Annotated in this window: 21 protein-coding genes; 5 read left to right on the top strand and 16 right to left on the bottom strand. The window is 60.1% G+C overall.

The features are described 5' to 3' along the window. Positions 1-20: 20 nt before the first annotated feature. Positions 21-749: an NYN domain-containing protein gene (locus Q0955_RS15330; RefSeq protein WP_299425710.1), complete on the bottom strand. Its 729-nt coding sequence runs from the start codon at positions 747-749 to the stop codon at positions 21-23. Between the two features lie 80 nt (positions 750-829). Further along, positions 830-1,963: an S-(hydroxymethyl)glutathione dehydrogenase/class III alcohol dehydrogenase gene (locus Q0955_RS15325; protein ID WP_299425795.1), complete on the bottom strand. Its 1,134-nt coding sequence runs from the start codon at positions 1,961-1,963 to the stop codon at positions 830-832. Between the two features lie 145 nt (positions 1,964-2,108). Between Q0955_RS15325 and Q0955_RS15320 the strand changes: the two genes are divergently transcribed. Continuing rightward, a complete protein-coding gene (locus Q0955_RS15320) occupies positions 2,109-2,390 on the top strand; it encodes an I78 family peptidase inhibitor (protein WP_299425707.1) in 282 nt (93 codons plus the stop codon). A 42-nt stretch (positions 2,391-2,432) separates the two neighbouring features. On the opposite strand, the gene Q0955_RS15315 is transcribed toward Q0955_RS15320, so the two are convergent. After that, complete coding sequence (locus Q0955_RS15315; RefSeq protein WP_299425705.1) at positions 2,433-2,870, bottom strand: cytochrome c; 438 nt, start codon at positions 2,868-2,870, stop codon at positions 2,433-2,435. Positions 2,871-2,984: 114 nt separating this feature from the next. Here Q0955_RS15315 and Q0955_RS15310 point away from each other — a divergent pair, with 114 nt between their 5' ends. From Q0955_RS15310 to Q0955_RS15300, 3 genes are all read left to right on the top strand, one after another. Beyond that, a complete protein-coding gene (locus Q0955_RS15310; RefSeq protein ID WP_299425702.1) occupies positions 2,985-4,658 on the top strand; it encodes a DUF6504 family protein in 1,674 nt (557 codons plus the stop codon). 286 nt (positions 4,659-4,944) lie between these two features. Further along, entirely contained in the window at positions 4,945-5,292 is a 348-nt protein-coding gene (locus tag Q0955_RS15305) for a DUF2794 domain-containing protein (protein WP_168591579.1), read from the top strand. A 4-nt stretch (positions 5,293-5,296) separates the two neighbouring features. Next, positions 5,297-6,148, top strand: a complete 852-nt coding sequence (locus Q0955_RS15300) for a GNAT family N-acetyltransferase (RefSeq protein ID WP_299425699.1) — start codon at positions 5,297-5,299, stop codon at positions 6,146-6,148. A gap of 81 nt (positions 6,149-6,229) precedes the next feature. Here Q0955_RS15300 and speB read toward each other — a convergent pair whose 3' ends face one another. The 13 genes from speB to Q0955_RS15235 form a co-directional block, all read right to left on the bottom strand. After that, positions 6,230-7,195 (bottom strand): agmatinase, encoded by a 966-nt coding sequence (gene speB, locus Q0955_RS15295; RefSeq protein ID WP_299425696.1) that lies wholly within the window; start codon positions 7,193-7,195, stop codon positions 6,230-6,232. Then, the gene (locus tag Q0955_RS15290; RefSeq protein ID WP_299425693.1) at positions 7,192-8,055 is read right to left on the bottom strand and encodes an NlpC/P60 family protein; all 864 of its coding nucleotides are present in this window, start codon (positions 8,053-8,055) and stop codon (positions 7,192-7,194) included. Before Q0955_RS15290 ends, speB begins: the two co-directional genes overlap by 4 nt. Then, positions 8,055-9,446: a M17 family metallopeptidase gene (locus Q0955_RS15285; protein WP_299425691.1), complete on the bottom strand. Its 1,392-nt coding sequence runs from the start codon at positions 9,444-9,446 to the stop codon at positions 8,055-8,057. Before Q0955_RS15285 ends, Q0955_RS15290 begins: the two co-directional genes overlap by 1 nt. Positions 9,447-9,530: 84 nt before the next feature. Then, positions 9,531-9,887 carry a hypothetical protein gene (locus Q0955_RS15280; RefSeq protein ID WP_299425689.1) on the bottom strand — a complete coding sequence of 119 codons (357 nt, stop codon included), beginning with the start codon at positions 9,885-9,887 and terminating at the stop codon, positions 9,531-9,533. Positions 9,888-10,236: 349 nt separating this feature from the next. Beyond that, on the bottom strand, positions 10,237-11,835 hold the full coding sequence (locus Q0955_RS15275; protein ID WP_299425686.1) for a DUF4139 domain-containing protein: 1,599 nt from the start codon (positions 11,833-11,835) through the stop codon (positions 10,237-10,239). Between the two features lie 208 nt (positions 11,836-12,043). Continuing rightward, the gene (locus Q0955_RS15270) at positions 12,044-13,066 is read right to left on the bottom strand and encodes an aspartate-semialdehyde dehydrogenase (protein WP_299425684.1); all 1,023 of its coding nucleotides are present in this window, start codon (positions 13,064-13,066) and stop codon (positions 12,044-12,046) included. A 131-nt stretch (positions 13,067-13,197) separates the two neighbouring features. After that, positions 13,198-14,370 carry an MFS transporter gene (locus Q0955_RS15265; protein ID WP_299425681.1) on the bottom strand — a complete coding sequence of 391 codons (1,173 nt, stop codon included), beginning with the start codon at positions 14,368-14,370 and terminating at the stop codon, positions 13,198-13,200. Positions 14,371-14,436: 66 nt separating this feature from the next. After that, positions 14,437-15,492: a branched-chain amino acid ABC transporter permease gene (locus tag Q0955_RS15260; protein ID WP_299425678.1), complete on the bottom strand. Its 1,056-nt coding sequence runs from the start codon at positions 15,490-15,492 to the stop codon at positions 14,437-14,439. A 2-nt stretch (positions 15,493-15,494) separates the two neighbouring features. Beyond that, positions 15,495-16,526 carry a branched-chain amino acid ABC transporter permease gene (locus tag Q0955_RS15255; protein WP_299425675.1) on the bottom strand — a complete coding sequence of 344 codons (1,032 nt, stop codon included), beginning with the start codon at positions 16,524-16,526 and terminating at the stop codon, positions 15,495-15,497. Positions 16,527-16,560: 34 nt separating this feature from the next. Further along, positions 16,561-17,283: an ABC transporter ATP-binding protein gene (locus tag Q0955_RS15250; RefSeq protein WP_299425672.1), complete on the bottom strand. Its 723-nt coding sequence runs from the start codon at positions 17,281-17,283 to the stop codon at positions 16,561-16,563. After that, on the bottom strand, positions 17,276-18,052 hold the full coding sequence (locus tag Q0955_RS15245; RefSeq protein WP_299425669.1) for an ABC transporter ATP-binding protein: 777 nt from the start codon (positions 18,050-18,052) through the stop codon (positions 17,276-17,278). The genes Q0955_RS15250 and Q0955_RS15245 overlap by 8 nt, the downstream gene beginning before the upstream one ends. 79 nt (positions 18,053-18,131) lie before the next feature. Beyond that, a complete protein-coding gene (locus Q0955_RS15240; RefSeq protein ID WP_299425667.1) occupies positions 18,132-19,304 on the bottom strand; it encodes a substrate-binding domain-containing protein in 1,173 nt (390 codons plus the stop codon). Between the two features lie 18 nt (positions 19,305-19,322). After that, entirely contained in the window at positions 19,323-19,529 is a 207-nt protein-coding gene (locus tag Q0955_RS15235; RefSeq protein ID WP_299425664.1) for a hypothetical protein, read from the bottom strand. 9 nt (positions 19,530-19,538) lie between these two features. Here Q0955_RS15235 and hpaR point away from each other — a divergent pair, with 9 nt between their 5' ends. Further along, entirely contained in the window at positions 19,539-19,979 is a 441-nt protein-coding gene (gene hpaR / locus Q0955_RS15230) for a homoprotocatechuate degradation operon regulator HpaR (RefSeq protein WP_299425662.1), read from the top strand. The last annotated feature ends 3 nt before the right edge of the window (positions 19,980-19,982 follow it).

Below are 19,982 nucleotides of genomic sequence, written 5' to 3'. Positions count from 1 at the left end.
ATGCGCCATTGACGGCGCCGTTATTTATTCTTGGCGTTCAAGGCGACTTCGATTTGGTTTCCGTTGCCGCTGGTTTTTCGGGTTTTGAATTGCGTAAGGCTTTTTACAAGGTCGCTGAGCTTGGCGTGGCCGTAGGTGCGGCTGTCGAAGTCTGATTGCATTTCGGCAATCTTTTGGCCGATCTGGCCCAGCGAGAACCATTCGCCATCTTGATCAATTTTGTCCATGGCAGCACGTATCAGCGGAGCGGCTTCTTTGGTGGGGCGTTTTCCAGAGGTTGCGGAATCTGTGGTTGGCTTGGGTTCCGGCTCCACGATGTTTTCAACCAGAATGAAGCGGTTGCAGACGTTGCGCAGGCTTTCTGGGGTTTTCTGTTCTCCGATGCCAAAGACGCTGAGCCCCTGTTCGCGGATACGACTTGCGAGCGCGGTGAAGTCGCTGTCGGAGCTGACCAGGACAAAACCGTCAAAACGACTGGAATGCAGGATGTCCATGGCGTCGATTACAAGGCCAATGTCTGAAGCGTTTTTGCCTTTGGTGTTGGCGGACTCCTGGTGCGCAATAAGACCAAGGGTGCGCACTGGCTCAAGCCAGCTTTGCAATGAGGGGGACGCCCAGTCGCCATATACCCGGCGCAGGGCGGGTTCTCCAAAGGCGGTGATTTCCTTCAGGATGGCGGCGGCGTGTTTGGCGGGGATGTTGTCAGCATCAATCAGGACGGCCAGCAAAGGGCGGGTGCGGTTGGGCATAAGGCAAATATCTATCAATAAACAAAAATAGGCGCGCCACGGGGGCGCGCCTGGCTGGTGTTTAGATGGGGCTTAGGTGACTAGAATTCAACCACGGCGCGAATGGATTTGCCTTCGTGCATCAGATCAAAGCCGTGGTTGATCTCATCCAAGCTGAGCTTGTGGGTGATCATCGGGTCGATTTCGATCTTGCCGTCCATGTACCAATCGACAAACTTGGGCACGTCGGTGCGGCCTTTGGCGCCGCCAAAGGCGGTGCCTTTCCAGACGCGGCCGGTCACAAGCTGGAACGGGCGGGTTGAGATTTCCGCACCGGCAGGCGCCACGCCGATGATGACGCTGACCCCCCAACCACGGTGGGAGCATTCCAGCGCGTCGCGCATGACTTGCACGTTGCCGGTGGCGTCAAAGGAATAGTCTACGCCGCCAAATTGGTCTTTTTCGGTTTTGGTGATTTCGGCAATCGCATCCACGACGGATTGGTCACCCAGTTTTGAGGGGTTCACAAAGTGGGTCATGCCAAACTTCTTGGCCATCTCGGCTTTGTCGTCGTTCAGGTCGACGCCGATGATGGTGTCCGCGCCCGCCATGCGTAGGCCCTGGATCACGTTGAGGCCAATGCCGCCGAGACCAAACACCGCCGCAGAGGAGCCGATCTCGACACCTGCGGTGTTGATCACCGCGCCGATGCCGGTGGTGACGCCGCAGCCGATGTAGCAGATTTTGTCAAAGGGCGCGTCTTCGCGGACTTTTGCGAGCGCGATTTCTGGCATTACCGTGTGGTTCGCAAAGGTGGAACAGCCCATGTAGTGGTAGATTGGCGTGCCATCGAGCATGGAAAAGCGGGTGGTGCCGTCTGGCATGAGGCCCTGACCTTGGGTGCCACGGATGGCGGTGCAGAGATTGGTTTTGCCGGACAGACAGGAATGGCATTCGCGGCATTCCGGGGTGTAGAGCGGGATCACGTGATCGCCGGGCTTCAGCGTGGTGACGCCTTCGCCGCATTCTACCACAACGCCCGCACCTTCGTGGCCCAAGATTGACGGGAACAGACCCTCGGGGTCGGCGCCGGAGCGGGTGAATTCGTCGGTGTGACAGAGGCCAGTGGCCTTGATTTCAATGAGAACTTCGCCGGCCTTGGGGCCTTGCAGGTTCACTTCCATGATTTCCAATGGCTTGCCGGCTTCCAAAGCGACGGCGGCTTTCGTGCGCATCATTTTGCCTATCCTCCCAGTTTGTGTTGGAGCGTGGTTGAAACGCTCTATCATTGCAACCTTATTGGGAACATAGCGAAATCCTCTCGTGGATCGCACGGCGGGGACGAAGCAAATTTGTATATTTGCGACAAGGAGTAAGATTATGCGGTTTGTGGTTTTGGCAGCAGCTGGTTTTGTAGGGCTGGCGGCTTTGACGGCGTGCAAAGGAGAAGACGTGGCAGAGGCAAAAGGCAGCACCACCTGTGATCCGGCGACGTTTGAGTTTCTCGTCGGGCAGGACAAAAGCGCGCTTGAGGGCGTGACCGTGCCGGAGATGGTGCGGGTGCTGGCGGAGACATCGCCTGCAACAACGGATTATCACGAGAACCGATTGAATGTGATCCACGATGCGGATGGCAAGATTTTGAAAGTCAGCTGCGGGTAAGCAGCGGCAGGGGCAGCCCTTTATTGTGGGCTGCCTGCGTGCTTAGTCCTTTTTCACGCGGTAGCTTTTGTGGCAGGCCTTGCACGCCAGGCCAACTCCGCCAAGGGTGCTGGCCAGTGCTGCGCGGTCTTTAAACTCCAGCGCTTTGGCGGCTTTGGTGAGATCGTCAGACTTGGTCGAAAAATCCGCCCAGTTCTCCCAGATGGCGGGCAGGGCTTCGGTCTTGGGATCGGTGGCCGGATTTTCAAACAGCGCATTGATTTTGCCGGAGTGCGTCACAATGGTGTCGCGCGCCATGCGGGCTTTGGCCTGATGCAGGGGGACTTCCTGCTTTGCCATGCTGACCAGCGTTTTAAAGGCGGCGCCAATTTTTTCCATCGCCATCATGCGGGCCATGACTTCGGGGTCTTTCACGCCGTTGTGGGCGTGGGCCGAAGTGGTGATCAACAAAGCGGCGGCGATCAGGATGGGACGGCGCATTCTGGCTCCTTTGGTTGGCTGCCCCTATGCAGCCCATGGCGGGGGTGGGAATCAAGCGGAAAGTATGGGAACATAAAGTGAACAAACATCACGATTCTGTTCTGTCTGCTGCCTATGCCGAACCGTCGCATTCTTTCCCTGTGGTTCCCGCGTTTGGGGGCCGAGCGCCTGATCCGGATGGAGCGGGGCACCTTTGATGCGCCATTGGCGGTGCTCAGGGACACGGGGCAGATGCAGGTGATTTGCTCATTATCAGAGCAGGCGGAGCGGGAGGGGCTTGCGCTGGGGCAACCCTTGCGGGACGCGCAGGCGATGTGCCCACATTTGATTACGCGGCTGCGGAATGTGCAGGCAGAGCAAGGCTTTATGAAGGTGCTGACGCGCTGGGCGGGGAAGTATTCGCCTTGGGTTGCGGCCACAGAAGAAGATGCGCTGGTGTTGGATGTGACCGGCAGCACACATCTGTTTGGCGGCGAAGAGGGGGTGCTGGAGAGGGTCGGGGAGGACTGTGTTGATTTGCAGCTGACGGTGCGGGCCGGGCTGGCGGATACGCTGGGGGCGGCCTGGGCCTTGGCGCGGTTTGGCGCGCAACCGGGGCCGCAGTTTGCCAGTGGGACGCATCGCAGTGGCGATGACATTGACCAAGAGGCTCCCGCGACGCGGTCGCGGGCGGTGAAGCGGCGGCATTGGACCCGGGGCGGGGCAGCGCCGCCTGCCGCGCGCGGCAAGGTGGACGTGGGGCGGATTGCGCCGCCGGGGCAGACGCGCGGGGCGCTGGCGGCGCTGCCGGTGGCGGCGTTGCGGCTGGATGGCGACACGCAGGCGGAGCTGGCGCGGCTGGGGTTGCGGCGGATTGGCGATTTGACGGGACAGCCGCGGGCGGGGCTTGCGCGGCGCTTTGGCAAAGGGTTGGTGCTGCGGCTGGATCAGGCGCTGGGCGCGGTGCCGGAGCCGGTGAACCCTGCGCCGCCGGAGACGTTTTACGCGGTGCGCATGAGCCTGCCGGACCCGATTGGGCTGGAAGAGGATGTGGCGGCGGCGGTGGATAAGGTGCTGGGGCCGTTGTGTGAGCGGCTCAAGAAAAAGTCCAAAGGCCTCCGCGTGGTGCGGTTGCAGGTGTTTCGCACCGATCAGACCATGCAGAGTGTCGAGGTGGGGCTCGCGCGCGCCACTGATGATCCGGAGCGGGTGCGGCCGTTGTTGCGGATGAAGCTGACCGACATCGATGCGGGCTTTGGCATTGATATGCTGCGGCTGGAGGCGGTGCGGGTGGAAACGCTGCATGCGCGCCACACGGCCGGGCATCTGGAAGCGCGGCAGGCGGCGGACAAACGGCTCAATCAGGGCCAAGCGTTGGAGGATCTGATTGGCCGGATTGGCGCGCGGGTTGGTCTGGAGCAAATCACCCGGCGGCATCCGGCGTCGAGCCATATTCCTGAGAAAACGGCGCAGGTGTTACACGCGGCCTGGTCTGAGCCTTGGGAACAAGCCTGGCCGGAGAGCGTGTTGAAGCGGCCATTGTTGTTGTGGCGGCCGGAGCCAGTGCATGCGCCGGAGGTGCCGCGCCTGCCTGAGGTCTTTCGCTGGCGGGGGCGGGATTTGGCGGTGGCAGACGCGCGCGGGCCGGAGCGGATTGCGCCGGAGTGGTGGCTGGATGAGCCGGAGTGGCGCAGCGGGGTGCGCGATTACTGGCGGGTGACCTGCAAGAATGGCGAGCGGCTGTGGCTCTATTTTGCCCATGGCGGACAGATGTCGGCGGGGTGGTTCTGTCAGGGCAGCTTTGCGTGAGCTCTATGTATCCCGCAAAAGAAAACCGCCCCAAAAGGGGCGGCTCTAGCGGGTATTTTGAAAAGTGCCCCTCGGCGGCGCAGACTGGGTGGGGGCAATAGTGCCGCGCCGCCGAAGGTAGCGTTTCGTTTTCGCTATGAGGGTAAGATGCAGGCCAGTTGCGGCGACAAAAGGAAGGCACCGCGGCCTTTTGCAGAAAATTCTGTGACCAAAATGGGGCGTGGTTAACGGCAGGACGCGATGTGTGGGGCTTGATTTTGCAGGCAATTGGCGCAAGGCTGAGAGTATGAATGCCCAACCTCCCAGCAGATTGCACCCGCCCCAGAAGCCGCCCGAGCAGGTGGCGTTTCATCGCACCGAACTGTCGGTCATTTTGGGGCTCTATGGTCGTATGGTGGCGGCTGGTGAATGGCGCGACTATGGGATTTCATCTTTGCGCGAGGTGGCGGTGTTTTCGGTGTTTCGCCGGGCGGCGGAAAACCCGCTGTATCGCATCGAGAAGCGGCCCAAGCTGCGCAACAAACAGGGGCTTTATGCGGTGATTGGCATGGACGGTCAGGTGCTAAAGCGCGGGCATGACCTGAAAACCGTGCTGCGGGTGCTGGAACGCAAGCTGATCCGCGCGGTGGAGTGACCGGGTGGGATTGCGCCAGAACACAGAGTTTCGCAACGCCACCTTGGATGAGGTGTCCGTCATTCTGGAGTGGGCCGCCGAGGAAGGCTGGAACCCTGGGTTGGAGGATGCAGCTGCGTTTTGGCAGGCGGATCCGGAAGGGTTCTTTGTTGCCACTGTGGATGGGGAACTGGCGGCAGCGATTTCGGTGGTGAACCATACCGAGGATTTTGCCTTTCTTGGATTGTATATCGCGCGGCCTGCGTTTCGCGGGCAGGGCATTGGTTATGGGCTGTGGCAACATGCGCTCAAGCACGCTGGTGCGCGCGTGGTGGGGTTGGACGGCGTGCCGGATCAGCAGGATAATTATGCCGCTTCGGGGTTTGAGCTGTTCAGCGCCACGACGCGGTTTACGGGCGAGGTGGTCGCGCGAGAAAGCGACGGAGTCCAATTGGCGGTGTCCGAGGATGTTGCCGCATTGATTGACCTGGAAGGGGCAGCATCCGGTGTGCGCAAGCCTGCGTATCTTGGTGCGTGGTTTGCGCCAGCGGAGAGCCGACAGACCTGGGTCATGCAGGGCACGGATGGTGTCGCAGGATTTTGCACCGCGCGGCGCTGTCGTGTGGGCGTCAAGATCGGCCCGCTTTGGGCGCAGAGCGAAGAGGACGCTTTGGCGTTGATTGCGCATGTGGCGGCGCAGATGGGTGGGCCGGTGACATTGGATGTGCCGGACACCTCGGCGCCGTTGAAGGGCCTGTGTCAGGCGTTGGGCCTGACGCCGGGCTTTGCCACCGCGCGGATGTATCGGGGCACGCCGGTGCCGGTTGGCGACGCGTCAGGCGGGTATTTTGCCGTGAGCACATTGGAGCTGGGCTGACGCCGCGCAAGAAAAGGGGCCAGCCCCTTCTTAGCAGAGCCAATTCATCCCCGGGATATTTGGGGATTGAGAATGCGGGGCTCAATCAGGTGAGAGGTGGTTGGCCATCACGCAGAGCAGCTCAAACATCACCGAGACGCCGAGAAACGCGGTGCCGCCGGAGCTGTCAAACGGGGGGGAGACCTCGACCATATCCGCGCCGATGATGTTGAGGCCGTTTAGGTGGCGCACGACTTCAAGGGCTTGGAAGCTGTTGGGACCGCCGACTTCGGGCGTGCCGGTGCCGGGGGCAAAGGTGGGATCCACAAAGTCGATGTCGTAGCTGACATAGGTCGGCTCTGTGCCGACGATGTCACGGGCCTCGGCCATGACATCCTCAAGACCGCGTTTGAAGAACTCTTCGATGCGGATCACGCGGATGCCGACGGATTTGGCAAAATCCGTGTCCTCGTCATCGTAGGTGGAGCCGCGGATGCCAATCTGCACCACACGTTTGGGATCCAGCAGGCCTTCCTCCACCGCGCGGCGGAAAGGTGTACCGTGAGTGTACATCGTGCCGCCAAAATAGCTGTGATAGAGGTCTGTGTGGCTGTCAAAATGCACCATGCCGACGGGGCTTTCTTTGGCAAGAGAGCGCAGGATTGGCAGGGAAGTGAGGTGGTCGCCGCCTGCGGTGAGGGGCGTGATATTTTGGGTCAGCACGTCGTCATAGAAGGACGTGATGCGTTCCATGCTGTCGTGAATGTCGGCTGGGTTGGGGCCAACGTCACCAAGATCAGCACAATTGATCAGGTCAAAGGGGCGCACGCGTGTGGCGCCGTTTTGGGCGCGGATCATGGTGGAGGCGTCGCGCAGTTGACGGGGGCCATGACGCGGGCCGGGACGGTTGGTGGTGCCGCTGTCCCAAGGCACGCCGATTAGGCCAACATCCACATCGGCGATGCGGTCATGGTCGAGATCCATGACGGGCAGGCGCATGAAAGAGGGCACGCCGGCAAAGCGGGGCAGGTCCATGCCGGAGACAGGTTGGAAGAAACCGCTGCTCATGTGGAGGCTCCTAGGATGGGGCGCTTGTGGGAGGCGACCGGACCGTCGCCCTGCGCCTGAATGCGGGCGATGGCCTCAGCGATGGGTTCATACGCGACGGCCATGTGATGTGCGTTGGCGTGGATCATTGTGTCAGCGTCTGTGACCATGGCGACGTGGCCTTTCCAGAACAGCAGGTCGCCGCGTTGGTACGGACCGGTTGCCTCGGGAAAGGCGGCCTCTTGTTGGTCGCTGTCGCCGGGGCAGGGGATGTCACAGGCGAGGAGGGCCGCTTGCACAAGGCCGGAACAATCGATGCCAAAGGAGGAGTTGCCCCCCCAGAGATAGGGCGATCCGATCAGGCGTTCGGCCACAGTGGCGGCGTCGCTTTCGACGTGATCTATGGGGGCGAGGTGTTGGCTGGGCACATAGAGATCGCGGGTGACCTGGCCGCCGTCCCAGGCGATGCGGGCCCAGTTGTCGTCTTCCGAGAGCACCACAAGGCGGGTGCCAAAGGAGAGCGGGGTCACATGGCCCATGGTCTTCAGGCCCGGTGAGGTTTTGGCGTAGCTGCGGGCGGCGGCGATGCTGTGGGTGGGCGTTTGTTTCGGGTGGCTGAGCAGGTCGCCGATGTCGACCCAGCCCACATAGCCGTCTTTCTCCGTATACCCAAAGGCCATGCCGTTTTCGGTGTGCACCACATGCACAACTTCACCGCGCAGGAGTTGGCGTTCGCGGGTGCCTTGCGGGCCAGACAGAAGGTCGGTGACCACCATGGCGACGCGGTAGGGCGTGGGCTCAACAAAGCGGTCTGCGGTGACTTGGCCACGCAGGAAGGCGGCGGCGACTTTGCCGGTGCTGGGGGTCAGACGCTTATCCATCAGAGCGAGAGCACCTCCGGTAGGGCGGCGAGAATGGCGCGGGCGCCCATGCCAACACCGCCTTTGGGACGGGCGGGGGATGGGGTTGGGTTCCAGCCGTAGATGTCAAAATGCGCGTAGCGTTGGTCTTTGGCAAAGCGGCGCAGGAAAAGCGCGGCGGTGATGGAACCGGCAAAACCACCGGAGGGGGCGTTGTCCAGATCGGCAATGCCCGGTTCGATCATCTTTTCATAGGGTTCCCAGAACGGCATGCGCCAGACCGGGTCCGCAACAGAGGTGGCGGCGGTTTCCAGCGCGGAGACAAAGCCAGCGTCGTCGGTGTAGTAGGGCGAGAGGTCCGGGCCAACAGCCACGCGGGCGGCGCCGGTGAGGGTGGCCATGGACAGGATCATGTCGGGGTTGTCCTCTGACCCAAAAGCAAGTGCGTCGGCCAGCACAAGGCGGCCTTCGGCGTCGGTGTTGTTGATTTCCACGGTGAGGCCATTGCGGGCGGTGAGGATGTCCCCGGGGCGGAAGCTGTCGCCGGAGACGGCGTTTTCAACTGCCGGGATCAAGACGCGCAATTGCAGCGGCAGGTTCAGCGCCATGATCATTTGGGCGAGGCCCAACACAGTTGCGGAACCGCCCATGTCTTTCTTCATCAGTGCCATGGAGCCGCCGGGTTTGAGGTTGAGCCCGCCAGTGTCAAAGCAGACGCCTTTGCCGACAAGTGTCAGCGTGGGGCCTTCGCTGCCCCAGCGCATGTCGATCAGGCGCGGTGCGCGATGCTCTGCTGCGGCACGGCCCACGGCGTGGATCATTGGAAAGTTCTGCTCCAGCAGCGCGGCGCCTTTGGTCACCGTGCAGATTGCGCCGTAGTTCAGCGCGAGCGCACGGGTGGCGTCTTCGAGTTCTTGCGGGCCCATGTCGGAGGCGGGCGTGTTGATCAGATCGCGGGTGAGCGCCTCGCCAGCGGCCATGGCCTCCACCTTGGCGGCGTCCACGCCGGGCGGGCAGATCAGTTGGGCGGTGGCACCAGAAGATTTGGCGTATCGGTCAAAGGCATATTGCGCGAGCAGCCAGCCGAGGGCTTCGGTTTCCAGATCACCAGCGGGCAGGGTGCCAACCAGCGCATAGGTGCCTGCGGGCAAAGTGGCGGCGGCTGCGGCCAGAGCAAAACGACCCCGGGCGCGGGTTTGCGGCGTGCCAAAGCCTGCGACAGCCATCACCGGCGCGCCGGAAGCGTCCGGGATCAGGATGGATTTACCAATAGTGGGTTTGAAACCCGTGGCGATCAGATAGGTGCGGGCAGATTGGGTTTGGGCGTCACGCCAGGCCTCATAGCTGTCGCTGTCCACCACATGCAGAGGGATGGACGGGCCGCCTTCGGCGGAAGCAAATGTGAGGGACATGGCGCACCTTTCTGACCGGTCGTAAGCTGTTTGATCTCCAGCCTAACGGTTGGTGCGCCCCCTGCAAGCGGATTGGCGCACCGATCAGATGTAGGTGCGCTTCAAATCCCAGATTTCACGTAGTGCGCCTTCGCCAACGCGGATCAAGCGGGCATGTGTGGCCGACAGGGCCACGTGGTCGCCGCGATCGCAGCACGACACCACATCACCGGCAACTTGTGACAGCGCGGTCATGCAGAGCCGACCGGCGATTAGCTCGACCAGGGACATGGTGTCCGCCAGTTCCGACAGGTTGTTTGCGTTCAGATGGTGCTCGCCCATCGCGAGATGGTCGGTCAATGATTTGACCAATCCCAGAAAGGTCTCTTCGGCCTCATCCGGATTCATTCGTATAAAGACGCGGGCCAATTCGTCCTGATCGACGACGGCCTGTTCGCTCATTATTAGCTTTGCCACTTGTGACATGTCTCACCCTAAGTTTTGTCCGTTTCACCCAAACGGTTGGTCACATCATTGGCGGGCAAACCTTCTCAAATGGTTTCTGGGGCGATCCAAAATCCTTAGAATTACAGCTAAATAGCGTTCAATTGCGGGTGGTTAGAGTGGTCCGGGCCACGCGAGGTCCCCTGTTTTTCCAGAGGCGGATGTACCAAATAGGCGTTGTTTTGAAGGGGTTTTGTCGCTTGTTTCGCTTGGGAACTGTTGTTTTGAAACCAAAAGCGCCGCAGCGGAAAGGCCGCAGCGACGCATTGGTTTGATGTTTAGAGACTTCCGGTGGTTCCTGAAAAAATTAGCGCAGGATCATTTCCGAGGGCCATTGCAGGGTGTGGGACAGCTTCACATCAAAGCTTTCACCTGCGGCCAACTCACGTTGCCACATCAGAATGCCGCGTTGGTCTTTGTAGTTGGTTTCTGTCGGCGCCGGGGTGGCCTGATGGGTGATTTCCAGGTCCTGTTGCTCGCTATAGGGCACGCGGCCCAACAGGCGCAGGTCCCAAGCGCGGCCGGTGAGGTTCTCGGCGGTCAGCACACGGGTTTCGCTTTGTTCGTTGCGGGTGGTCAGCACACCTTTGTCGCCGGTGACCTTGTTGGTGACAATGTTGGTCAGGCGCAAGCCATTAATCGGGCCAAAGGAGAAGTCGATGTCGTCGCCTTCCGCAATTAGCGGCATCTCCTGTTGGCCAATGTAGGTGCCGTTGAGGAAGAAGTTGGTCTCAAAGCTGGGCAGGATCAATTCGCCACTGTCGTTGGTGGCTTCGGCCATGAGGAAGGCGGTCTCGTCCCGCATCGGGTTGGCAAATGCGTAGGTTTCGGGCTTCAGGTCGAGCGTACCAAGGGCAAGGTGCAGTGCGTCGGAGGCGGAAGATACAGAGACCGGAGCTGGGTAGGCGTAGGTAGCGTTGATGCCGTCGCCAAAGCTGTAGGCGGCCGTTTCGTCGGCCATGGCGAACTCTGCAGCAGGGGCCGGCGCGTGCATTTCCATTTCAGCCAGTCGTCCAGCGTTCTTTTGCAAGGTAACCGGTTGCTCTTTTTCGATGTGGCGGCGCCATGGATATAGACCGCTGGGTTCGGATTGCTCATCCGGGCGGCTGGTGGAGAGGGTGATGGCAACGTCGGTCCAGTCCTCGTCGGTGAATTGGCTCACAAAGGCGCCGCGTTCGATGCTCAGTTGCGGCGTGTCGGCGTTGTTGAGGTGTACGTCATAGGCAGGCACCCAGCGCGCGAATTGGGTGAGATGGGTGAGCGTGAGGGTGCCTTCGGTGGCGGCCTTGGTCGAGATCGAGATCGCCAACATGGCGTTGTCGCTCTCGGTTGGGGTCAGTGCCTCGACCAGCTGGCGCGCGTCTTCCAGTGGTTGGCGCAGCTCTTCGAGTTGTTTTTCATACTGCCGGGCTTCGCGTTCTGCCGTGGCAATGTCACGGTGTGCAGCGAGGGTTTCGCGGCCAATCAACGCCATGGTTTCTTTGAGCACATCCGGAGAGGCGGCGGTGTCGGACGGGCCTTGCAGCGTTGACAGGTAGGTGAGGCGTGCGCGGGCGACCTCTGCGGTCATCAGAACATCGGCGCGGTTGTCATTGGCTTCCTGCCAGTCGTTTTCGAGGAACTCGAGCTCGGATTTGGCCGCCGCGAGCTCGGGGCTGTCTTCTTGCTGATGGGGGTACACCCGTTCGTGGCGGACGGTCACGGCGCCAAGCTGGGCGCCATCAAGGGCCACGCGGACCGACATCGGGTCGAGGCTTTCGGGCAGGTTGGTGATCAGCAGATCGTGGCGGCCTGCGGGGGCAGAAAACGGCACGGCGCGGGTGAGGGTGGCGCCTTCGGAATAGAGCGTGGCCGCGGTGACCGGGGCGTTGAGGCGGATGTCGTCGGCCCAAAGCGGTGTGGCCAATGGAAAAAGAGCTGTGGCTAAAATCGCGTGTTTCATCAATCACCTGTGGTTTTGTTTTAGGAGAGACGAACACGCGGCGCGCGGGGAGGCAAGTCAGCTTTGCGTGTGTTTGGCGGTTGGGCGGGGAGCCGCTTGGGGCAAGCAGATCATTGCCCAAATAAAAAGGACGCCCCGAAGAGCGTCCTTTGAAATCTGATTTGGAAGGTGCTTAGCCCTTCTTGAGCACTTCGCGGCCCAGGGTCTCGGCAATTTGCACCGCGTTCAATGCCGCGCCTTTGCGCAGGTTGTCAGACACGCACCACAGGTTCAGGCCGTTGTCCAATGTGCTGTCTTGACGAATGCGGGAGATGAAGGTGGCGAAGTCGCCGACACATTCTTTTGGGGTTACGTAGCCGCCGTCTTCGCGCTTATCGATCACCATGATGCCGGGGCTTTCGCGCAGGATGTCACGGGCTTCGTCTTCGTCCAGGAACTCTTCGAATTCGATGTTGATCGACTCGGAGTGGCCTACAAACACAGGCACGCGCACGCAGGTGGCGGTGACTTTGATGTTTGTGTCGACGATCTTCTTGGTCTCGGCAACCATCTTCCACTCTTCTTTGGTGGAACCGTCTTCCATGAACACGTCGATGTGCGGGATCACGTTGAAGGCGATCTCTTTGGTGTAAACCTTTGGCGGCACGTCGGAGGTTGGGTTGTAGACCGCTTTGGTCTGATCCCAGAGTTCGTCCATCGCGTCTTTGCCGGAGCCGGACACGGACTGGTAGGTGGAGACCACAACGCGCTTGATTTTGGCGCGGTCATGCAAAGGCTTCAGCGCGACAACCATCTGTGCGGTGGAGCAGTTCGGGTTGGCGATGATGTTTTTCTTGGAGTAGCCGTGGATCGCGTCGGCGTTGCACTCTGGCACGATCAGCGGCACGTCGGGGTCGTAGCGGTAGAGCGAGCTGTTGTCGATTACGACACAGTTGGCCGCTGCTGCGATGGGGGCGTATTTCTTTGTCGCGTCAGAGCCGATGGCAAACAGCGCCATGTCCCAACCCGCAAAGTCAAATTGATCAATGTCCTGAATCTTCAGGGTTTTGTCGGCGAAGGTGACCTCGGTGCCCTGGCTGCGGCGGCTTGCCAAAACAGCAATCTCATCCACTGGGAACTGACGTTCCTCCAGAATGTTCAGCATTTCGCGGCCCACGTTGCCCGTGGCGCCAGCGACGACGATGCGATAACCCATCTGAGGTCTCCATTTCTAACGACGCGCCCTCTTAGCCCTGTTTGGCCCGAGAAAAAAGGGGTGAGAGGCCGGAAATTGCTGAAGCGGGTCATTCCAGTTTGCGATGAATGCGCAAGATGCCTCTTTTTTGATCAATCCATGCGGTCTTCGGAGAAGCAGTAGATCAGCGCGCCCAGGAGGATCAAACCGGCCATCAGGCCAAACAGGCTTTGGTAGGCCAGAAGGGAATCGTTGGGGGCGATGGCGGCGTGCAATTTGCCGGAGCCAAACTGCATCACACCCACGCCGCCGATGCCAAAGAGGTTCATCAGGGTCACGCCTCGGCCGGTGAGGTGCGCGGGGAAGAAACTGCGGGCATGGGCGATGAGCACAGGGAAGCTGGCCCCGGCAAAACCAACAATGGACATCAGCAGGACCGAGCGGAGCGGGCTGACATCGGCAAAGACTGTCAATCCAATCAGGCCGACGGCCCCAATCAGATTGCCGCCGATGATCACCCATTTGCGGCTGCCAAAAACACGATCGGCTGGCCCATAGGCAAAGGTGCCAATGATCATGGCAAGGCCCATCACCAGCGTGGCGTGGCCAATCTCGCTGGTTGTGAGGGTGAAGACATCTGACAGGTAGGGGCCAATCCAGAGGCCCCGAATGCCCGCGGCGGGCATGTAGTTTACAAACATCAGGGGGAAGAGCAGCCAGAGCGCTGGGATTTTGAGCAGGTCCAGTACCGAGCCTTTTTCTGCGGTTTCTGCTTTAGGTGGGTCTTGCACCAAGGCCCAGAGACCCACTGCGATTGTGGAACTGATTGCGGCCAGAACCCAGAGCGTGGCGCGCCAGCCGATGGTTTCAGCGGCCCATGCGGTGGGGTAGGCCGCGATCAGGTTGCCCACGGAACCGACGCCGAGCATGAGCGCGGCCAGCGTGGCAAAGCGGGCGGGTGGGTACATGCGGGCAAAGATGAAGTAACTCGCCATCAGCACCGGGGAGCACCCCACGCCAATGAGGCCCATGGCGATGGTGATGTGCAGAGGTTGCGTGGCCAAGGCAAAGAGGGCGGAACCGCCTCCGCCGCCGATCAGCAACAGAATAGCGGAGGTTCGGCGGGGGCCAACGCTGTCTAAAGCTGCCCCAACAGGGATTTGCATGGCGGCAAAAACAAGGAACCAGAGGCCGCTGGCAAAGGCGAGGTCGGCGGGGGTGGCACCGATATCGGTCTCAAGCACTTGGGTGAGAACGGCAAGGAAGGCGCGGAAAAACTGGCTGAGCACATAAGCCAGACACAGCAGGATCAAATCTATGCGCATGTTAATTATCTCCCCATCGCAGCGGTGACAGGACCGCAAGCGACGGGGAATTGCAAGGGCTGATGGTTACTTGCCGCGCAGGCGGCCGACGATCCCGGTGGGGAAGAAGTAGACCGATAGGATGAAGAGTACACCCAGCCACAAGAGCCAGCGGTCTGCGTTGAGCAGGTCAGGTAGGAGCGGCAGAGAGGAGACACTCTCACCAGCCAGTGACAGCACGTTTTGTAGGTAGTTTTGCGCCAGCACAAACAGGGTTGCGCCAATCACCGCCCCGTACATGGTGCCCATGCCGCCAATCACCACCATCAGCAAGATGTCGATCATGATCTCCATGGAAAGGGTGGTGTCCGGGCCGACGTAGCGCAGCCAGACCGCGTAGAGCGCACCTGCGAGGGCGGCGATGGCGGCGGAGAGGCAGGTGGCGGCGACGCGGTAGTGCACCACGCGGTAGCCAATGGCCTCTGCGCGGAAGTCGTTTTCACGAATGGCTTGCAGCACGCGGCCAAAGGGCGAGTTCACCACACGCAGCATCAGAAGGAAGAGCACAAAGCAGGAGATGAAGACGAGGTAGTACTTCAGCAGTTTGCCGTTGGCTTTCACGCCAAAGAGTTCGCCGTCCATGAATTTGAACGCAGGGCCGAGCGCGCGGGGGATTTTGAAGGACAGGCCGTCTTCGCCGCCCGTTAGGGTGGAAAGTTGGCTGACCAACACGGCCACGGCGGAAGCCACCGCGAGCGTGATCATGGCAAAGAAAATGGCGCGGACGCGCAGGGAAAACAGGCCGATGACCAGCGCGAGGAGCGCAGCCAAACCGGCACCGGCCACCGAACCAACCAGCAGGGCGTCAAAACCGCGGCCCATGTGTGTATTGGCCAAGGCGACGCCATAGGCGCCAAGGCCGAAGAACATGGTGTGGGCGAAGCTGACAATGCCGCCGTAGCCCAGCAGCAGGTCATAAGACGCCACCAGCACAATGAAGATGCAGATGCGGGCGGCGGTGTCGACCGAGCGCACGCCGGGGAACAGGAAGGGCGCGAAGGCGAGGCAGATCAGGATCACAATCAGGATCGCGAGAAGAAAGGGCGAGCGTGGGGTGTCGCCGGAAACAAGGGTCTTCAGCATGTCTATTTCGCCTTTACCACGGGGATCATGCCCATTGGGCGCCACATCAGGATCGCCACCATCAGGGCGATGTTGGAAATCAGGGCAGCTTTGGGCTCCAGGAAAGCCACGTAGTTTTGCATCAGGCCCACCATCAGCGCGCCGATGAAGCAGCCTTCGACAGAGCCAAGCCCGCCGATGATCACCACGATGAACACAAGGATCATGGTCTGGTTGCCCATGTGGGCGGTGATGACCTCTTGATAGAGCCCCCAGAGCACGCCGCCGAGACCGGCCAGCGCTGAGCCCGCGACAAAGACGCCAATGAAGACCATGCGGAGATTGTAGCCAAGCGCCTGCACCATCTCACCGTTTTCCACACCGGCGCGCACGATCAAGCCGATTTTGGTGCGGCGCAGGGTGTAGCGCATGGCAAGAAACACCACGAGGCCAATGGCAACGGCCACGAGGCGGTATTTCTCAAGCGCCGCCCCGGCGAAGGTGATGGCGCCTTTCAGGCTTTCGGGGCGGGTGATGTAAATCTCTTCCGGGCCCCAGAGCACGATGATCAGTTGCTCGACCACGATCAGGCCGCCCATGGTGACCAAGATTTGTTTGAGGTGGTGGCCATACACCGGCTTCACAATGACCCGCTCAAAGGCGTAGCCCATAAGACCGGTTGCGGCCATGGCGCCAACAATGGCCACCATCAGTGCGGTCAGGTTCCAGAGCAGGTTGGGCGCGCCGGTCATGTGTTCCAGCAGGAGCAATAAGGAAACGCCGACAAAGGCCCCGACGGAAACAAACGCACCGTGGCCAAAGTTGATCACGTCCATCAGGCCAAAGACCAATGTCAGGCCTGAGGCCATGATGAAGATCATCATGCCCATGGCGAGGCCAGAAACGGTCAATGTGAGCCAGCTCGAAGTCGCGGGGATGGCGACGAAACCGGCAATCACAAGGCCAATGACCAAAAGGATTGGTGCATAGGGCGCAAGCCGCTCTGCGAGGGACATTTGCGCCATGGTGGGGGCGTGTTTGGGGGCGGCGCTCATGGGCGGACCTCCAGTTGAATTGCGTTCATTGGCATCAGTGGGTCTCCATGCTGAGGCCCATGAGCCGCTCTTGGAGCTCGGCGTCTTGGGTCAGTTCGGCCATTTGACCGGACCAGGTCATGCGGCCGTCGTCCATCACATTGGCGCTGTCGCCCAAGGCTTTGGCCACGGCAAAGTTTTGCTCCACCAACAGGATCGAGGCCCCTTGTTGTTTCAGCTCTTTGATGGCGCGGGCCATGGTGGTGATGATCGCGGGCGCAAGGCCTTTGGTGGGCTCGTCAATCAGATAGAGCGCGCGCTCTTCGATCATGGCACGGGCGATGGACAGCATTTGTTTTTGGCCGCCGGACAATGTACCGGCGTCTTTTTTCCAGAAGGTTTCCAACGCTGGAAACACGGTGAAAAGCCATTGCAGGCGGGTTTCATCAATAGCGCCGGAGACAGCAGCGAGGATCATGTTTTCCTCAACCGTCAGGTCAGCAAAAATGCCCATGTCTTCAGGCACAAAGCCGATGCCCGCGCGGGCAATTGCTGGGGTGGGCAGTTTGGTGATGTCTTGGCCGTCAAACATCACACTGCCTTGATGGGCGCGCCAATGGCCAATGATGGTGCGCAATGTGGTGGTTTTTCCGACGCCGTTGCGGCCCAGAAGCATGGTGACTTCGCCGCGCGGCACGGTCAGCTCGACACCTTGCAGGATGTGATATTGGGCGATGTTGGTGAACACGCCCTCAAGTTTCAGGATGGGATCAGACATTGGCGAGGGCCTCCTCAAGATCGCGGCCCATATAGGCTTCTTGCACCACATCCGACGCCATGACTTCGGCGGGGTCGCCGTCAGCAGCCAGCGCGCCATTGTGCAACACGATGATGCGGTCCGCCAGCGTGCGGATGACGTCCATCTTATGCTCCACTAGCAGGATGGCGCGGTCTTTGCGGGTTTTGAGTTCGGCAATCAGATCAAGCACTACGGGGGCTTCGTCCACGCTCATGCCAGCGGTGGGTTCGTCAAACATATAGACCAGCGGGTCCAGGGCAATGAGCAGCGCGACCTCCAGTTTGCGTTGGTCACCATGGGACAGTTCAGAGACAACCTGATCGGCCTGATCGGTCATGCGGATGCGTTCGAGGATCTCATAAGCTGGGCCGGTGAGTTCCGCGTGGCTGTCTGCCATCGACAGGATGTTGAAACCGCGACCGGCCTTGGATTGCACCACAAGCCGGATGTTTTCCAACACCGAGAGGTTAGGGAACAGGTTGGTGAGCTGGAAGGCGCGGCCAATACCGCGGTGGGTGCGCTGGGCAACGGACATGCGGGTGATGTCGCTGCCGTTGAGTTTCACGCGGCCTTCGGAGACGGGAATCTGACCGGAGATCAGATTGAAATAGGTGGTTTTGCCTGCGCCGTTAGGGCCAACAATCGCGGTCAGCTCGCCAGCGTTGAAATTGCAGGTGATGTGGTCGACCGCCACGTGACCGCCAAAGCGCACGGTCAGGTCGGTGGTTTCCAGAATGGGGTGGGGCATTTTTTGCGGTCCCTGAGAGGGAAAGGAGGCTGGCCCCGGCACGGGATCCGGAACCAGCCATGGAGGTAATAGGGCGGTCTTAGTTACGGACCGGGATGGGCAGGTCTTCGAGCTTCAGCTCGCGCACCAGCTCCGGGATGGCCCATTCGACATTATCGTCCACTTTGATCTTGAAGTGATACATGGTCTGCATCGCCTGGTGATCCTCTGCGCGGAATTTCATGGTGCCTTTGGGGGTTTCCCACTCCATGCCTTCCATCGCGGTGATCAGCTCTTCGGTGTCGGTGCTGCCAGCCTTTTTGATGGCCTCAACCACGGCGATGCCTGCGGACATGCCACCTGCGGTGAAGAAATCAGGCGGGGTGCCAAAACGGTCCTGGTGGGTTTTCACCAGCCAGTCGTTTACGTCATTTTTTGGGATGTCATAGTAGTAGTAGGTTGCACCTTCGAGGCCCGGGAAATCCTTATAGGCTTTCATCGCCGCTAGGATGTTGCCGCCTGTGGCAATTTCAACGCCAAAGCGGGATGGGTCCATGGCCTGAATTTTGCCCATTGGGTTGCCGCCGCCGGCCCAGATAATGAAGAGCTTTTTGTCGCCTTCGAGGTCTTTCATCGCGGTGAAGATACGCTCTGCCGCCGCGGTGAAGTCGGTGGTGTCGGTTGGTACGTATTCCTCGTGTGCGATGCCTTGGCCCTGACCTTCGAGTGCTTCGCGGAAAGCGGAGATGCCATCACGACCAAAAGCGTAGTCTTGTGCCAATGTGGCAATGTGCACGTCTTCGCCGGCGAGCGCGATGGCGTTGGCCACGGCGTCTTGTGAGCTGTTGCGGCCGGTGCGGAAGATGTAGCGGTTGTAGTTGGCGCCTGTGATGCTGTCGGCCACGGCGGGTTCAACGATCAGCAGCTTTTCATATTCTTCGGCCACTGGCAGCATGGCGAGTGCTACGCCGGAGCTGACCGGGCCAACAGCGAGGTCAACTTCATCGTCGCCATAGGCCTCTTCGAGCAGGGCTTTGCCGTTGTCGGGCTTGAGCTGGGTGTCTTTCTCGATCACGACGATCTTCTCGCCGTTGATCTCCATCGTGCCGCCAGTGGCGTACTCCAGACCGAGCATCAGGCCGTCGTGGGATTGCTTGGCGTAGGCCTCAAAAGGGCCGGTTTTGCCGTATACGTGGGCGATCTTGATGTCTGCGGATGCGGCGCTGGTCAGCGCCAAAGCAGAAATCGCGCCCGAGATGAGCCATTTCTTCATGAGTTTTCCTCCCTGAACTCAACCGCAAATTGGATTGCGGCGATTGTGCTCATGGTAGGTGGCGGCGGCAAAAAGGGTCAATTCGGGGAAATTACGTAGGTGGGTGGCGTGGGAAAAACCAGACCAATTTGTAATGATGTAACAAATGCAAAATTCCGCTGATGAGCGTTGCAAGGCAAGGATGTCACGCCCAAACAAATTGCCTTTTGAAACATTCCAGTGCATGTATGTAACATGACAGGCAAGACCAATATTCCCGATACATCTCAATCGCTTCCAATCGCGTTGTTGCGCGCCAGAGAGAAAGTGATGAAACCCGCGCGATTATTACTTGCGAATGCAGGTGTGACCGAACAGCAGTGGCGTGTGGTGCGGGTTCTGGTCGAAGAAGGTCCGATGGATCCAACCACAATTGCGGATCGTGCGGTGCTGTTGTTGCCCAGTTTGACGCGGATTTTGCAGAAACTGGAAGAAAAGGGCTACATCACGCGAGCGCGAGATGAACAGGATGGCCGGCGGCAAGTGATCAAAGCCACCTCTGAGGGCTGTCGCTTGATTGCAGACAACATTCCGGCAGCGAAGAGTTACGCGGGTAAACTGCGTGATCATCTTGGCGCGGAGCGCTATGAGCAGCTTTTGGAGTTGCTCAACGATCTCAACGAAATTGAGCTCTAAAAC

The organism is uncultured Shimia sp., from assembly GCF_947493595.1.
Taxonomy (GTDB): domain Bacteria; phylum Pseudomonadota; class Alphaproteobacteria; order Rhodobacterales; family Rhodobacteraceae; genus Shimia.
Note: the sequence above shows the minus strand (reverse complement) of the source record. Positions and strands in the feature narration are given on the sequence as shown.